Below are 15,233 nucleotides of genomic sequence, written 5' to 3'. Positions count from 1 at the left end.
CGACGCTTTGGAGGGAAAGGATGTCGCAGCCACCCAGGGTTTTGCTGCTTTATGCTCATCCGGAATCACAGGATTCGATCGCAAATCGGATTCTGCTACAGCCGGCTCAGGCACTGGAACACGTCACCGTGCACGATCTGTACGCGACCTATCCGGATTTTTTTATCGATATTCACTATGAACAACAGCTGCTGCGCGAACATGACGTCATCATTTTCCAGCATCCGCTCTATACCTATAGCTGTCCGGCACTGCTGAAAGAGTGGCTGGATCGCGTTCTGTCACGCGGTTTCGCCAATGGTGTGGATGGCAATGCGCTCGAAGGCAAGTACTGGCGCAGCGTGGTGACGACCGGAGAACCGGAAAGTGCCTTTAAACAGCAGGGTCTGAACCGCTATTCGCTCAATGACATTATGCGTCCTTTTGAGCTGACCGCGCAGATGTGCCGTATGCACTGGATGCCGCCGATGATCGTCTACTGGGCGCGTCGGCAGAGTCCGGAGTTAATGAAAAATTATGCCCGCGCCTATGGCGACTGGCTGGCAGCACCGCTGCCGAATGGAGGGGTATAGATGGAAGGGCAAACGCTGCTGACCGCCGGGGTGATTTATCTGGTCGCGGCGGTATTGATTGTGCCGGTGGCGGCTCGCCTCGGTATTGGTGCTGTTCTGGGCTATCTGGTGGCGGGTATCGCTATCGGCCCGTGGGGTTTAGGCTTTATCAGCGACGTCGATGAGATTCTTCATTTCTCTGAGCTCGGCGTGGTTTTCCTGATGTTTATTATCGGGCTGGAGCTGAATCCGGCAAAGCTGTGGGCGCTGCGCCGCTCCATTTTTGGCGTCGGCGCGGCGCAGGTGATCTTCTCAGCGGCTATTCTGGGCGGCTTATTATGGCTGACCGACTTTAGCTGGCAGGCGGCAATTATCGGCGGGATTGGTCTGGCGATGTCTTCGACCGCCATGGCGCTGCAGCTGATGATGGATAAAGGCATGAACCGCAGCGAAGCGGGGCAGTTGGGCTTTTCGGTGCTGCTGTTTCAGGATATCGCGGTCATCCCGGCGCTGGCGTTGATCCCGCTGCTGGCCGGCACCGACAGCGGTCACATCGACTGGATGAAGGTCGGTATGAAAGTGCTGGCGTTTGCCGGCATGCTTGTGGGCGGACGCTATCTGCTGCGGCCGATCTTCCGTTACATCGCGGCATCAGGCGTGCGCGAAGTCTTTACCGCGGCGTCGCTGCTGCTGGTGCTGGGTTCCGCATTGTTCATGGATGCGCTGGGCCTGTCGATGGCGCTGGGCACCTTCATTGCCGGGATCCTGCTGGCAGAAAGTGAATACCGGCATGAGCTGGAAGTCGCTATCGACCCGTTTAAGGGGTTGCTGCTGGGCCTGTTCTTTATTTCGGTGGGGATGGCGCTCAACCTCGGTGTGCTCTATACCCATATTGTGACCATCCTGCTAGGCGTGGTGACGCTGGTGGCAGTGAAAACACTGGTGCTCTATCTGCTGGCGCGCATTTATGGCCTGCGCAGTTCCGAGCGACAGCAGTTCGCGGGCGTACTGAGTCAGGGCGGCGAGTTTGCCTTTGTGCTCTTTTCAGCGGCCTCGTCGGCAAAGCTCTTCTCAGGCGATCAACTGCCGATGCTGCTGGTGACGGTGACGCTGTCGATGATGACCACGCCGTTGCTGATGAAGGGTATCGACCGACTGCTGGCACGCCGCTTTAATGAGCCGGACGAAAATGCAGAGAAACACTTTGTCGAAGATGATCAGCCGCAGGTCATTGTGGTGGGCTTTGGTCGCTTCGGTCAGGTGATAGGCCGCCTGCTGATGGCGAATAACAAACGCATTACCGTGCTGGAACGCGACATCAGTGTGGTGAGTCTGATGCGCAAATATGGCTACAAGGTCTATTACGGTGATGCCACCGAGCTTGAGTTACTGCGTGCCGCCGGTGCAGCCAGCGCCCAGTCGATTGTGATCACCTGTAATGAGCCGGAAGATGTGATGACTATCGTGCATCTGTGCCAGCAGCATTTTCCGCAGCTGCAGATTCAGGCGCGCGCCCGGGGCCGTGTGGAAGCGCATGAGCTGCTGCAGGCAGGCGTCACGCAGTTCTCGCGTGAGACCTTCTCCAGTGCGCTGGAGCTGGGCCGTAAGACATTAATGTCGCTGGGGATGCATCCCCATCAGGCGCATCGCGCTCAGCAGCATTTTCGCCGGCTTGATATGCGGATGCTTCGCGAGCTGGTGCCGACGCTCTCTGAAAGCGCTGCACAGGCTTCACGTGTCCGTGAAGCGCGGCGTGAACTGGAAGATATCTTCCAGCGTGAAATGCAGCGTGAAAAACGGCAGATCGACGGCTGGGACGATGATCAATAACCTTTTTAAACAGGCAGAAGCTAATGCGTAAACGTTTTATTGCCGGTGCGACATGCCCGCACTGCCAGGAGAAGGACACGCTGGCGATGTGGCGTGAAAACAATGTCGATGTGGTGGAGTGTGTGAAATGTGGTCATCAGATGCGTGAGGCAGATAAGCAGGCGCGCGATCAGGTTCGGACCAATGAGCAGGTTATCGGCATTTTCCATCCTGAATAGCGGAATCGGGCAGCTTTTTTCACGCTTAAACTTACAGCGGGATTGAATTCCGTTACAATTGACGCCATTAAGGCTGAAGTCGCAAGAGAAAGTGAAACCCCTCTTGCACTCAACCCCGAACCTTTCTGGTTGGTGTTATTGCACGCAAGAATAGACCAATGAGACGGGATCTCAGCTCTCAACGGTTAGGAGATATCATGAAAGTAGCAAAAGACCTGGTGGTAAGCCTGGCCTATCAGGTACGTACAGAAGACGGCGTGTTAGTTGACGAGTCACCGGTGAGTGCACCGTTAGACTACCTGCACGGTCATGGTTCCCTGATTTCTGGTCTGGAAAATGCGCTGGAAAACCACGTTGCCGGCGACAAGTTTGACGTGCATATCCCGGCAAACGATGCCTACGGTCAGTACGACGACAACCTGGTGCAGCGCGTTCCTAAAGACGTCTTCATGGGCGTTGACGAACTGCAGGTTGGCATGCGCTTCCTGGCAGAGACCGATCAGGGTCCGGTACCGGTAGAAATAACCGAAGTGGAAGACGATCACGTCGTGGTTGATGGTAACCACATGCTGGCAGGACAGAATCTGAACTTCAACGTTGAAGTGGTCGCTATCCGTGAAGCCACACCGGAAGAACTGGCTCATGGCCACGTTCACGGTGCAGATGGCCATCATCATGACCACGACCACGACCACGACCACGACCATGATCACGGTAAAGGCGGTTGTGGTACTGGCGGTTGCGGCTGCAGCCACTAAGTCTCAACAGACCTTTAAAGGCCACCGCCGGGTGGCCTTTCTTTTGGCTGATACTCTGGTTCGGCCCGGCTGAGCCAGGGCCAGATACCGCCCACCATCAGTAGTGTGGCGGTGGCGTCTCTTCAGACTGTGAGGCGACCATCGAGGGCGCATTCGCTTTGAGCTTGTCGGTCAAAATGCGCATCTGCTCACGCATCTTGTTCATCTCCAGCTCGTGCTGAACCACCGCGCTGTTCAGCTGCTCAATGGTCATCTCCTGAAAGGCCAGTTTACTTTCTAACGTCTCCAGACGCTGTTCCCACTCAGATTGTTGCATGACCTGTTCCTCTGTTAAGGTGCGACTCAGGGCGTGATTCTACGACCTGAATGCCAGGAATCACCTGTTTTTTTCACGCCCGGAGGCGATGCGCTTGAAAAAAGGCAGCGCGGCATCATCTCTGATGAAACTTCCCGATGTTATAAAGGTCGGAGGTAGACCGGGTAATTACATTGTGGGAGTGTTCGACACTGCCACGTAAAGTTATAGTGTGGGCCCTGAAGTCCGCAATGTTTCCCGAGGTTAGACGCTTCGGTTTTGGAGAATGGATGAAATCACTGTTTAAAGTCACATTGTTAGCTACCACCATGGCTGTTGCACTGAATGCATCAATGGCAATGGCAGCAGACACCGCTGCAGCGCCACAGGCTGCACCAGCTGCCGCGCCACAGTCCGCGCCTCAGGCACCTAAGAATGCGGCCTTCAAAGATGAAGACCAGCAGTCTGCCTACGCACTGGGTGCTTCACTGGGTCGCTACATGGACAACTCCCTGAAGGAGCAGGAAAAACTGGGCATCAAACTGGATAAGCAGCAGCTGATTGCTGGTGTTCAGGATGCGTTTGGTGGCAAGAGCAAACTGTCTGACGAAGAGATCGAGCAGACGCTGCAATCCTTTGAAGGCCGCGTGAAAGGCGCAGCCTCAGCGAAAATGGAAAAAGATGCGAAAGAGAACGCTGAAAAGGGCGACGCTTTCGCAACCAAATTTGCTAAAGAGAGCGGCGTGAAGAAAACCGAAAGCGGCCTGCTGTATAAAGTTGAGAAAGAAGGTACTGGCGACGCACCTAAAGACAGCGACACTGTCGTGGTGAACTACAAAGGTACGCTGATCGACGGTAATGAATTCGACAACTCTTATACCCGTGGCGAGCCACTCTCGTTCCGTCTGGACGGTGTTATCCCAGGCTGGACTGAAGGTCTGAAGCACGTGAAGAAAGGCGGCAAGATCAAGCTGGTGATCCCACCGAATCTGGCTTACGGCAAAAACGGCGTTCCGGGTATCCCCGCTAACTCCACCCTGGTCTTTGATGTTGAACTGCTTGATATCAAACCCGCGCCTAAAGCAGATGAAAAAGCACAGGCCCCTGCGCCTGCTGCTGCACAAAAAGCGCAGTAATCTGCTGACCGCCGCCTCCGGGCGGCGGTTTCATTTTAGCTTCACGACAAACCTCTGGCATAAGCCGACGACATTTGCCAGACTAATGCCTGCCTAATTATCCCAATATTGAGTCTGCCCATAAGCCGCTGTGACAGGCTCCAGCCATTCAGGGTGATACTCTTCAATGTCTAATCCATTCAATCCGGGTGAACTGAGCGACTTCGATCTTCTGGAGCAGCGCCCGTTCGAAGAAACTGATTACGATATTCTGAAATCGTACGAGGCTGTCGTGGATGGCCTGGCGATGTTGATCGGCTCGCATTGTGAAATTGTCCTGCATTCGCTTGAAGATCTAAAGTGTTCGGCCGTGCGTATCGCCAATGGTGAACACACTGGTCGTAAAGTCGGTTCGCCGATTACCGACCTGGCCCTGCGTATGCTGCATGATATGCATGGCGCGGACAGCAACGTGTCACGTGCCTATTTCACGCGTGCCAAGAGCGGCGTGCTGATGAAGTCGGTCACCATTGCGATCCGTAACCGTCAGCAACGGGTTATTGGCCTGCTCTGCATCAACATGAACCTCGATGTGCCGTTCTCACAGATCATGTCGACCTTTATGCCGCCAGAAATGCAGCAGGTTGATTCCAACGTCAACTTCGCCAGTTCGGTCGACGATCTGGTGATGCAGACGCTGGAGTTCACCATTGAAGAGGTGAGCGCGGATCGCAATGTGTCGAACAACGCCAAGAATCGCCAGATTGTGCTGAACCTGTATGAGAAGGGAATCTTCGACATTAAAGATGCCATCAACCAGGTGGCGGACAGGCTGAACATCTCGAAGCACACCGTTTATCTTTACATCCGCCAGTTTAAAAATGGCGACTTCCAGGGACAGGATCGGTAATGCGCTATACCCTGCTGGTCACCGGCCCGGCTTACGGGACGCAACAGGCGACCAGTGCATATCTGTTCGCCCGCGCGCTGCTGACGGCGGGCCATCAGCTTGACAGCGTATTCTTCTATCGCGAAGGGGTGCTGAACGCTAATCAGCTAACCGCACCGGCCAGTGATGAGTTTGATCTGGTGCGCGCGTGGCAGACATTACATCAGGAGCAGGGTGTGGCACTGAACATCTGTGTCGCGGCTGCGCTGCGGCGTGGCGTCAGCGATCAGCAGGAAGTGGCCCGACTCCAGCTGGCGGGCAGTAACCTGCAGCCAGGCTTTACGCTGAGTGGCCTGGGTGCGCTGGCGGAAGCGGCGCTGAGCTGTGAACGCGTGGTGCAGTTCTGATGAATCGTGTCGCATTTGTCTTTACCCAGGCCCCGCACGGTAGCAGTGCAGGGCGCGAAGGGCTGGATGCCGCGCTGGCCACGGGGGCACTCAGTGAAGATATCGGCCTGTTTTTTATCGGCGATGGCGTGTTGCAGCTCAATCTGCACCAGCAGCCTGAGGCGATTAAGAGCCGTCACTATGCCGCGACCTTTGGCGTGCTGGCGCTATATGACATTGAACAGTGTTATCTCTGCCGGACATCGCTGATAACGCGTGGATTAGCGGTTGACGCTGACCGGTTGCTGGATGTTACGCTACTGGACGCGCCGGAGCTGCGTCAGACGCTGGCCAGCTACGATCGCATTCTGACTTTTTAAGAGACGTTAATGCTGCACACCTTAATGCATTCACCGGCACACTGTGACCTCGAAACCCTGCTTTTAATCGCGGGTGAGGGGGATGACCTGCTGCTGCTGCAGGATGGCGTGCTGGCTGCCTTAGCAGGCAGTCGCGCATTGGCGCAGTTGTCAGCGTGTAAAGCAACGCTATGGGTGCTTGCTGAGGATGTCCAGGCGCGCGGACTTACTGAACAAATTTCGAGCAGCGTGCAGTCTGTAGACTATACTGGCTTTGTCACGCTAACGATCAGGCATCCGCAACAAATGGTCTGGTAATCGGCTAAAACCTGGTTATTTCTTGACACCCCTTTGACTCAGCCCTAAAATTCTGCCTCCTCGTAATTCTACGAGGCGATTTATTACGTGTTTACGAAGCAAAAGCAAATCCAGGAGCTATTTAATGGCAACAGTTAACCAGCTGGTTCGCAAACCACGCGTCCGCAAAGTTGCAAAGAGCAACGTGCCGGCGCTGGAAGCTTGCCCGCAAAAACGTGGCGTTTGTACTCGTGTGTACACCACCACTCCTAAGAAACCAAACTCCGCACTGCGTAAAGTCTGCCGTGTGCGTTTGACCAACGGTTTTGAAGTTACCTCCTACATCGGCGGTGAAGGTCATAACCTGCAGGAACACTCTGTGATCCTGATCCGTGGCGGTCGTGTAAAAGACCTGCCAGGTGTGCGTTACCACACCGTTCGTGGCGCGCTGGACTGCTCAGGTGTTAAAGACCGTAAGCAGGCTCGCTCCAAGTACGGCGTGAAGAAGCCAAAGGCTTAATGGTTCTCCGTTAAGTAAGGCCAAACGTTTTAAATTAAATGTCATAATAAACTCATAGAGTTTTGGACAATCCTGAATTAACAACGGAGTATTTCCATGCCACGTCGTCGCGTCATTGGTCAGCGTAAAATTCTGCCAGATCCTAAGTTCGGATCAGAGCTGCTGGCCAAATTTGTAAATATCCTGATGGTAGATGGTAAAAAATCTACTGCAGAATCAATCGTTTATACCGCGCTTGAGACCCTGGCTCAGCGTTCAGGTAAAAACTCCCTGGAAGCCTTTGAAGTAGCGCTGGAAAACGTGCGTCCGACTGTCGAAGTTAAGTCACGTCGCGTTGGTGGTTCTACTTATCAGGTACCAGTTGAAGTCCGTCCGGTTCGTCGTAATGCCCTGGCAATGCGCTGGATCGTAGATGCTGCTCGTAAACGCGGTGATAAATCAATGGCTCTTCGCCTGGCGAACGAACTTTCTGATGCTGCAGAGAACAAAGGTACTGCAGTGAAGAAACGTGAAGACGTTCACCGTATGGCTGAAGCCAACAAGGCGTTCGCTCACTACCGCTGGTAACAGTCGCGTAGTTGTTAAACCAGCGGGCGCCCAAAGGGCCAACCCGCTGGGGTTGACTAATTTTGAACGTCCGAAAAACCGAGGAATCAAATGGCTCGTAAAACACCCATTGCTCGCTACCGTAACATCGGTATCAGTGCGCACATCGACGCCGGTAAGACTACCACTACCGAACGCGTTCTGTTCTACACCGGTGTAAACCACAAAATCGGTGAAGTACATGACGGCGCAGCAACCATGGACTGGATGGAGCAGGAACAGGAACGTGGTATTACCATCACTTCCGCTGCGACCACCTGTTACTGGTCTGGTATGGCTAAGCAGTTCGAACCACACCACATCAACATCATCGACACCCCAGGACACGTTGACTTCACCATTGAAGTAGAACGTTCTATGCGTGTGCTTGATGGTGCGGTAATGGTTTACTGTGCAGTTGGTGGCGTTCAGCCACAGTCTGAGACCGTATGGCGTCAGGCTAACAAATACAAAGTTCCACGCATTGCGTTCGTTAACAAAATGGACCGCATGGGTGCTAACTTCCTGAAAGTTGTTAACCAGATGGAAGTTCGTCTGGGCGCAACTCCAGTTCCTCTGCAGCTGGCTATCGGCGCAGAAGAGAAATTCACCGGTGTTGTTGACCTGGTGAAAATGAAAGCAATCAACTGGAACGACGAAGATCAGGGTGTGACCTTCGTTTACGAAGATATTCCAGCTGATATGCAGGAACTGGCTGAAGAATGGCGTGCGAAGCTGGTTGAAGCCGCTGCTGAAGGCTCTGATGAGCTGATGGAGAAATTCTTCGGTGGTGAAGAACTGACTGAAGAAGAGATCAAAACATCTCTGCGTAAGCGTGTTCTGAACAACGAAATCATCCTGGTAACCTGTGGTTCTGCATTTAAGAACAAAGGTGTTCAGGCGATGCTGGATGCAGTTGTTGAATATCTGCCAGCACCGACTGACGTTACCGCGATCAACGGTATGCTGGACGACGGTAAAGACACGCCGGCTGTTCGTCACTCAGACGACAACGAGCCGTTTGCTGCACTGGCGTTCAAAATCGCTACTGACCCGTTTGTAGGTAACCTGACCTTCTTCCGCGTTTACTCTGGTGTTGTTAACACTGGCGACACCGTGTTCAACCCGGTTAAGTCAAACCGTGAGCGTCTGGGCCGTATCGTTCAGATGCACGCTAACAAGCGTGAAGAGATCAAAGAAGTCCGTGCGGGTGATATCGCAGCTGCAATCGGCCTGAAAGATGTGACCACTGGTGACACCCTGTGTGACCCAGAGAACGTCATCATCCTTGAGCGCATGGAGTTCCCGGAGCCGGTAATCTCTATCGCCGTTGAACCAAAAACCAAAGCTGACCAGGAAAAAATGGGTCTGGCTCTGGGCCGTCTGGCGAAAGAAGACCCATCATTCCGCGTATGGACTGATGAAGAATCTAACCAGACCATCATCGCGGGTATGGGTGAGTTGCACCTCGACATCATCGTTGACCGCATGAAGCGTGAGTTCAACGTTGAAGCAAACGTGGGTAAACCACAGGTTGCTTACCGTGAAGCGATTCGCAACAAAGTTACCGATGTTGAAGGTAAACACGCCAAGCAGTCTGGTGGTCGTGGTCAGTACGGTCATGTTGTTATCGACATGTACCCACTGGAGCCAGGTTCGAACCCGAAAGGTTACGAATTTGTCAACGACATCAAAGGTGGTGTGATTCCTGGTGAATACATCCCTGCGGTTGACAAAGGTATCCAGGAGCAGCTGAAATCAGGCCCTCTGGCTGGTTATCCGGTTGTGGATCTGGGCGTGCGTCTGCACTTCGGTTCTTACCATGATGTCGACTCCTCAGAACTGGCGTTTAAACTGGCCGCGTCTATTGCCTTCAAACAAGGCTTTAAACAAGCGACACCTGTTCTGCTTGAGCCTATCATGAAGGTTGAAGTTGAAACGCCAGAAGAGAACACGGGTGATGTCATCGGTGACCTTAGCCGTCGTCGTGGTATGCTCAAAGGGCAGGAATCTAACGCTACTGGCGTTCAGATTCACGCTGAAGTTCCGTTGTCTGAGATGTTCGGATACGCAACTCAGCTGCGTTCTCTGACCAAAGGTCGTGCTTCTTACTCCATGGAGTTCCTGAAGTATGACGATGCGCCGAACAACGTAGCGCAGGCCGTTATTGAAGCTCGTAGCAAATAAGCTACGGTTTAAATTTGAACTGATGCCTTCACCCAGATGGCGAAGGCACAACGTAAGGAATTATCGCCATGGCGAAAGAGCAATTTCAGCGTAACAAACTGCACGTAAACGTGGGCACCATCGGTCACGTCGACCACGGTAAAACCACCCTGACTGCAGCTATCACCACCGTACTGTCTAAAACTTACGGCGGCCAGGCTCGTGCATTCGATCAGATCGATAACGCACCAGAAGAGAAAGCACGTGGTATCACCATCAACACTTCACACGTTGAGTATGAAACCCCGTCACGTCACTATGCACACGTTGACTGCCCAGGCCACGCCGACTATGTGAAAAACATGATCACCGGTGCTGCGCAGATGGACGGCGCGATCCTGGTTGTTGCTGCGACTGATGGCCCGATGCCACAGACCCGTGAGCACATCCTGCTGGGTCGTCAGGTTGGCGTTCCTTACATCATCGTGTTCCTGAACAAATGTGACATGGTTGATGATGAAGAGCTGCTGGAACTGGTTGAGATGGAAGTGCGTGACCTGCTGTCAGCCTATGACTTCCCAGGCGACGACACTCCAATCGTTCGTGGTTCTGCTCTGAAAGCGCTGGAAGGCGAAGCTGAGTGGGAAGCGAAAATCATCGAACTGGCTGAGCATCTGGATACCTATATCCCAGAACCACAGCGTGCGATCGACATGCCGTTCCTGCTGCCAATCGAAGACGTATTCTCAATCTCTGGCCGTGGTACCGTTGTTACCGGTCGTGTTGAGCGCGGCATCGTTAAAGTCGGCGACGAAGTTGAAATCGTTGGTATCAAAGATACTGCTAAATCAACCTGTACCGGTGTTGAGATGTTCCGTAAGCTGCTGGACCAGGGTCAGGCAGGCGAAAACTGTGGTGTTCTGCTGCGCGGTATCAAGCGTGAAGACATCCAGCGTGGCCAGGTTCTGGCTAAGCCAGGCTCAATCAAGCCACACACCCAGTTCGAGTCAGAAGTTTACGTTCTGTCTAAAGACGAAGGTGGCCGCCATACTCCGTTCTTCAAGGGCTACCGTCCACAGTTCTACTTCCGTACCACTGACGTGACCGGTTCAGTAGAGCTGCCAGAAGGCGTTGAAATGGTCATGCCAGGCGACAACATCAAAATGGTTGTTACCCTGATCCACCCAATCGCAATGGACGAAGGTCTGCGCTTCGCAATCCGCGAAGGTGGCCGTACCGTTGGCGCGGGTGTTGTTGCTAAAGTTATCGCTTAATTGTGATACCTGCTGTGGTCGTGCAAACGGCCATTGCAACACAGTGAAAAAGAGCACTCCGGTGCTCTTTTTTTTGCTCTGAAAATGGTCATAACCCTGCAAAGGGTAGGTTTGAAATAAAAACGATTCGCATTTACACTGTGTACAGAAAATGTACCCGAGTGATGAATCAATGTACGTCTGCCTGTGTAATGCCATCAGTGATAAAACCCTTCGTGAAGTTGTGCGTCGATATCAGCCCAAATCTATTCAGCAGCTGCGCCAGTTTGTTCCGGTAGGCAAACAGTGTGGCAAATGCGTTCGTGCTGCGCGTGAGATTATGGATGAAGAGATGCAGCATGCCCCGCTCTATAAAGAGATAGCCTGACTGCCCCTGGATGTGTGAATACCCACAATATCTGTCGCGTTTTTTTGACTTCTTTTTAACCACATCTACGCTCTAATAAACCAGACGCGGAGGGTTAACAATGAAGGGCGATATCAAAGTTATCAGTCATCTTAATAAACTGCTTGGAAATGAACTGGTTGCCATCAACCAGTACTTTCTGCATGCGCGCATGTTTAAAAACTGGGGGCTGACGCGCCTCAACGATGTGGAGTATCACGAATCGATCGACGAGATGAAGCATGCTGACAAATACATTGAACGCATACTCTTTCTTGAGGGCATTCCAAATCTTCAGGATCTGGGACGTCTGCGTATTGGTGAAGACGTCGAGGAGATGCTGAGTTCAGACCTGAATCTGGAGCTGGAAGGCGCTAAAGATCTGCGTGAGGCCATCTCCTATGCTGACAAGGTACATGACTATGTCAGTCGTGACATGATGATTGAAATCCTGGCTGATGAAGAGCATCACATCGACTGGATTGAAACGGAACTTGAGTTAATCCAGAAGATGGGCATCCAGAACTATCTGCAGGCTCAAATCAAAGAAGAGTGAATCGGGTCTGCAGCACGATCGTTACCCAGCCCGCAATGGCCAGGAAAGGGCCAAACGGCAGCGGGCTTTTCCCCTGAATTATCCCCCGACGCTGCAGCATTACAATTGTCGCCAGTGCCAGAAAAGTGCTTCCCAGTGCAATCCAGGGTAGTGCCTGCCATCCACAGCACGCCCCTAACGCCGCGAAAAGCTTCATATCACCATAACCCAATCCTTCGTGGCCCCGAACCTGCCGATAGCTCCAGGCAAGTAGCCATAATGTACAGTAGCCCGACAGGGCGCCCCATATCGCTGCTGTTTCATTTCCGGTTACGGTGGCGTGAAGTAATCCCAGCCAGAGCAGCAGATAGCTGAGCGGGTCAGGTATACAGAAGTGGTGGCGATCAATGGCAGCCACCAGAAGCAGCAGGCTGGAGGCAGTAATGATGAAGATAGCGTCGGCAGGATCGGTGAAGCTTTGCAGCACCAGCAGGCAAAGTATTGCGACCAGCCATTCAGTGATAAAGCTTTTCGCACCGAACGGATGATGACAGAAGCGGCACCGGCCTCTTAACCATGGCCAGCTAATCAATGGCAGCGTATCGCGCCATAGCAGGCGCTGCTGACAACAATCACACCGTGAACCGGGAAAGCAGAGTGCGACAAACCACTGAGCGGGCGAGAGGGCAGGTGAGAAGCGCACACAGGCCAGCGAAAGAAAGCTTCCCAGTGCGCCTCCGCCAGCGAGTGCTATGAATTGAGTGAACAGTGACATGATGCTGCTCCGGATGAGAAGTTAAGAGCACTTTCATCGGCTTCTTATTCTGTGTCATCCATGGATAAATAACGGCGGAAAAGTGCTCGCAACAAAATTTGTGGTTTAACCGCTCTGTGGCAATGCATTGCGACGCGTGCCGCACGAACCGGCCACTATTTAACAGGGAAAACCGCAACACGGGTTGCTTCCTGAACAGATTTACGTATAATGCGCGGGCCTGCAGATATTGCAGGCGCGATTCGAGCAGAATCGCAGACGGCTGAAATATAGGCCGCCTGACAATACTCCCAATTGGGGAGTTATATGCTGAACGATTACACTCTCCCATCAATCGTAATGGGCTCGAGTAGTAATTTTTTTCGTCTATAAAAAGTTTGGAGCTCTGGTCTCATGCAGAACCAAAGAATCCGTATCCGTCTTAAAGCGTTTGATCATCGTCTGATCGATCAATCAACCGCGGAAATCGTTGAGACCGCCAAGCGCACTGGTGCGCAGGTTCGTGGTCCAATCCCGCTGCCAACCCGCAAAGAGCGTTTTACTGTTCTGATCTCTCCGCACGTTAACAAAGATGCGCGTGATCAGTACGAAATCCGCACTCACAAGCGTCTGGTAGACATCGTTGAGCCAACTGAAAAAACGGTTGATGCTCTGATGCGTCTGGATCTGGCTGCCGGTGTTGACGTGCAGATCAGCCTGGGTTAATCAGGTCATCGAGCGATTGAGAGGTTGAAACAATGATTGGTTTAGTCGGTAAAAAAGTGGGCATGACCCGCATCTTCACTGAAGATGGCGTTTCTATCCCCGTCACCGTAATCGAAGTTGAAGCGAACCGCGTTACTCAGGTCAAAGGCCTGGAAAACGATGGTTACCAGGCAATTCAGGTTACCACCGGTGCTAAAAAAGCAAACCGTGTGACCAAACCTGAAGCTGGTCATTTTGCTAAAGCTGGCGTTGAAGCTGGCCGTGGCCTGTGGGAATTCCGCACCGCTGAAGGTGAAGAGTACTCTGTAGGTCAGAGCATCAGCGTTGAGATTTTCGCTGAAGTTAAGAAAGTTGACGTAACCGGTACCTCTAAAGGTAAAGGTTTCGCCGGTACCGTTAAGCGCTGGAACTTCCGTACCCAGGACGCTACTCACGGTAACTCCTTGTCTCACCGCGTTCCGGGTTCTATCGGTCAGAACCAGACTCCGGGCAAAGTGTTCAAAGGCAAGAAAATGGCAGGTCAGCTGGGTAATGAGCGCGTAACCGTTCAGAGTCTGGACGTAGTACGTGTTGACGCTGAGCGCAACCTGCTGCTGGTTAAAGGTGCAGTTCCCGGTGCTACCGGTAGCGACCTGATCGTTAAACCAGCTGTGAAGGCGTAAGGGGATAGCAATGGAATTAGTATTGAAAGACGCGCAGAGCGCGCTGACTGTTTCCGAAACTACCTTCGGTCGTGATTTCAACGAAGCGCTGGTTCACCAGGTTGTTGTTGCTTACGCATCTGGCGCCCGCCAGGGTACTCGTGCGCAGAAAACTCGCGCCGAAGTAACCGGTTCAGGCAAAAAGCCATGGCGTCAGAAAGGCACCGGCCGTGCGCGTGCAGGTTCTGTAAAGAGCCCAATCTGGCGTTCAGGTGGCGTGACCTTTGCTGCGAAGCCGCAGGACCACAGTCAAAAAGTTAACAAAAAGATGTACCGCGGCGCGCTGAAAAGCATCCTGTCCGAGCTGGTACGTCAAGATCGTCTGATCGTTGTCGAATCATTTGCTGTAGAAGCACCGAAAACCAAGCTGCTGGTACAGAAACTGAAAGACATGGCTCTGGAAGACGTGCTGATCATCACCGGTGAACTGGATGAGAATCTGTTCCTGGCTGCGCGTAACCTGTATAAGGTTGACGTGCGTGATGCATCCGGTATCGACCCAGTTAGCCTGATCGCCTTCGACAAAGTCGTTATGACTGCTGATGCAGTTAAGCAAGTTGAGGAGATGCTGGCATGATCCGTGAAGAACGTCTGCTGAAAGTACTGCGCGCGCCGCACGTATCTGAAAAAGCATCTAGCGCGATGGAAAAAACTAATACCATCGTTCTCAAAGTTGCTAATGACGCGACCAAAGCAGAGATCGTTGCTGCTGTTGAGAAACTGTTCGAAGTTGAAGTTAAAGACGTAAACACCCTGGTAGTTAAGGGCAAAGTTAAGCGTCAAGGACAGCGTATCGGTCGTCGTAGCGACTGGAAAAAAGCTTACGTCACCCTGAAAGAAGGCCAGAATCTGGACTTCACTGGCGGCGCTGAGTAAGTCGGAGGAGAAA

General features: G+C 52.8%; 21 protein-coding genes. 19 read left to right on the top strand and 2 right to left on the bottom strand.

Features of this window, described 5'->3' with window-relative positions; all coding sequences use genetic code 11:
- Window positions 1–20: 20 nt before the first annotated feature.
- The 4 genes from kefG (at window position 21) to slyD (ending at window position 3,357) form a co-directional block, all read left to right on the top strand.
- A complete protein-coding gene (gene kefG, locus FA92_RS16100; protein WP_033784144.1) occupies window positions 21–572 on the top strand; it encodes a glutathione-regulated potassium-efflux system ancillary protein KefG in 552 nt (183 codons plus the stop codon).
- Window positions 573–2,381 carry a glutathione-regulated potassium-efflux system protein KefB gene (gene kefB, locus FA92_RS16095; protein ID WP_013359253.1) on the top strand — a complete coding sequence of 603 codons (1,809 nt, stop codon included), beginning with the start codon at window positions 573–575 and terminating at the stop codon, window positions 2,379–2,381.
- Between the two features lie 23 nt (window positions 2,382–2,404).
- A complete protein-coding gene (locus tag FA92_RS16090; protein ID WP_010253033.1) occupies window positions 2,405–2,599 on the top strand; it encodes a YheV family putative zinc ribbon protein in 195 nt (64 codons plus the stop codon).
- Between the two features lie 197 nt (window positions 2,600–2,796).
- On the top strand, window positions 2,797–3,357 hold the full coding sequence (gene slyD, locus FA92_RS16085) for a peptidylprolyl isomerase (RefSeq protein ID WP_033784143.1): 561 nt from the start codon (window positions 2,797–2,799) through the stop codon (window positions 3,355–3,357).
- A 97-nt stretch (window positions 3,358–3,454) separates the two neighbouring features.
- Here slyD and FA92_RS16080 read toward each other — a convergent pair whose 3' ends face one another.
- Entirely contained in the window at window positions 3,455–3,673 is a 219-nt protein-coding gene (locus FA92_RS16080; protein ID WP_013359251.1) for a SlyX family protein, read from the bottom strand.
- A 269-nt stretch (window positions 3,674–3,942) separates the two neighbouring features.
- Here FA92_RS16080 and fkpA point away from each other — a divergent pair, with 269 nt between their 5' ends.
- From fkpA to bfr, 11 genes are all read left to right on the top strand, one after another.
- Window positions 3,943–4,788 carry an FKBP-type peptidyl-prolyl cis-trans isomerase gene (gene fkpA / locus FA92_RS16075; RefSeq protein WP_033734136.1) on the top strand — a complete coding sequence of 282 codons (846 nt, stop codon included), beginning with the start codon at window positions 3,943–3,945 and terminating at the stop codon, window positions 4,786–4,788.
- Between the two features lie 166 nt (window positions 4,789–4,954).
- The gene (locus FA92_RS16070) at window positions 4,955–5,677 is read left to right on the top strand and encodes a transcriptional regulator (protein ID WP_013359249.1); all 723 of its coding nucleotides are present in this window, start codon (window positions 4,955–4,957) and stop codon (window positions 5,675–5,677) included.
- Window positions 5,677–6,063: a sulfurtransferase complex subunit TusD gene (tusD, locus tag FA92_RS16065; protein ID WP_033784142.1), complete on the top strand. Its 387-nt coding sequence runs from the start codon at window positions 5,677–5,679 to the stop codon at window positions 6,061–6,063. Before FA92_RS16070 ends, tusD begins: the two co-directional genes overlap by 1 nt.
- Window positions 6,063–6,422: a sulfurtransferase complex subunit TusC gene (tusC, locus tag FA92_RS16060; RefSeq protein ID WP_033784141.1), complete on the top strand. Its 360-nt coding sequence runs from the start codon at window positions 6,063–6,065 to the stop codon at window positions 6,420–6,422. The genes tusD and tusC overlap by 1 nt, the downstream gene beginning before the upstream one ends.
- 9 nt (window positions 6,423–6,431) lie before the next feature.
- Window positions 6,432–6,719: a sulfurtransferase complex subunit TusB gene (gene tusB / locus FA92_RS16055; protein WP_033734132.1), complete on the top strand. Its 288-nt coding sequence runs from the start codon at window positions 6,432–6,434 to the stop codon at window positions 6,717–6,719.
- Between the two features lie 124 nt (window positions 6,720–6,843).
- Window positions 6,844–7,218 carry a 30S ribosomal protein S12 gene (rpsL, locus tag FA92_RS16050; RefSeq protein WP_003852912.1) on the top strand — a complete coding sequence of 125 codons (375 nt, stop codon included), beginning with the start codon at window positions 6,844–6,846 and terminating at the stop codon, window positions 7,216–7,218.
- A gap of 96 nt (window positions 7,219–7,314) precedes the next feature.
- On the top strand, window positions 7,315–7,785 hold the full coding sequence (rpsG, locus tag FA92_RS16045; protein ID WP_009087603.1) for a 30S ribosomal protein S7: 471 nt from the start codon (window positions 7,315–7,317) through the stop codon (window positions 7,783–7,785).
- 90 nt (window positions 7,786–7,875) lie between these two features.
- Entirely contained in the window at window positions 7,876–9,990 is a 2,115-nt protein-coding gene (gene fusA / locus FA92_RS16040; RefSeq protein WP_033734130.1) for an elongation factor G, read from the top strand.
- A gap of 68 nt (window positions 9,991–10,058) precedes the next feature.
- Window positions 10,059–11,243, top strand: a complete 1,185-nt coding sequence (gene tuf, locus FA92_RS16035; protein WP_013359243.1) for an elongation factor Tu — start codon at window positions 10,059–10,061, stop codon at window positions 11,241–11,243.
- Between the two features lie 172 nt (window positions 11,244–11,415).
- Window positions 11,416–11,610, top strand: coding sequence for a bacterioferritin-associated ferredoxin (gene bfd, locus FA92_RS16030; protein WP_033784140.1), 195 nt, complete (start codon window positions 11,416–11,418; stop codon window positions 11,608–11,610).
- 100 nt (window positions 11,611–11,710) lie between these two features.
- Window positions 11,711–12,184 (top strand): bacterioferritin, encoded by a 474-nt coding sequence (bfr, locus tag FA92_RS16025; protein ID WP_013359241.1) that lies wholly within the window; start codon window positions 11,711–11,713, stop codon window positions 12,182–12,184.
- Here the strand turns inward: bfr and FA92_RS16020 are convergent.
- Window positions 12,171–12,938 carry an A24 family peptidase gene (locus FA92_RS16020; protein WP_033784139.1) on the bottom strand — a complete coding sequence of 256 codons (768 nt, stop codon included), beginning with the start codon at window positions 12,936–12,938 and terminating at the stop codon, window positions 12,171–12,173. The genes bfr and FA92_RS16020 overlap by 14 nt on opposite strands.
- Window positions 12,939–13,331: 393 nt before the next feature.
- On the opposite strand from FA92_RS16020, the gene rpsJ reads away from it, so the two are divergent.
- The 4 genes from rpsJ to rplW are packed head-to-tail and all read left to right on the top strand — an operon-like array spanning window position 13,332 to window position 15,220.
- The gene (rpsJ, locus tag FA92_RS16015; RefSeq protein WP_001181005.1) at window positions 13,332–13,643 is read left to right on the top strand and encodes a 30S ribosomal protein S10; all 312 of its coding nucleotides are present in this window, start codon (window positions 13,332–13,334) and stop codon (window positions 13,641–13,643) included.
- A 32-nt stretch (window positions 13,644–13,675) separates the two neighbouring features.
- Window positions 13,676–14,305 (top strand): 50S ribosomal protein L3, encoded by a 630-nt coding sequence (rplC, locus tag FA92_RS16010; protein ID WP_003850712.1) that lies wholly within the window; start codon window positions 13,676–13,678, stop codon window positions 14,303–14,305.
- A gap of 10 nt (window positions 14,306–14,315) precedes the next feature.
- Window positions 14,316–14,921 carry a 50S ribosomal protein L4 gene (rplD, locus tag FA92_RS16005; RefSeq protein WP_003850711.1) on the top strand — a complete coding sequence of 202 codons (606 nt, stop codon included), beginning with the start codon at window positions 14,316–14,318 and terminating at the stop codon, window positions 14,919–14,921.
- Window positions 14,918–15,220, top strand: coding sequence for a 50S ribosomal protein L23 (rplW, locus tag FA92_RS16000; protein WP_033784138.1), 303 nt, complete (start codon window positions 14,918–14,920; stop codon window positions 15,218–15,220). The genes rplD and rplW overlap by 4 nt, the downstream gene beginning before the upstream one ends.
- The last annotated feature ends 13 nt before the right edge of the window (window positions 15,221–15,233 follow it).

It is taken from the genome of Pantoea sp. 9140, from assembly GCF_000745295.1.
GTDB classification, from domain to species: Bacteria; Pseudomonadota; Gammaproteobacteria; order Enterobacterales; family Enterobacteriaceae; genus Pantoea; species Pantoea vagans.
Note: the sequence above shows the minus strand (reverse complement) of the source record. Positions and strands in the feature narration are given on the sequence as shown.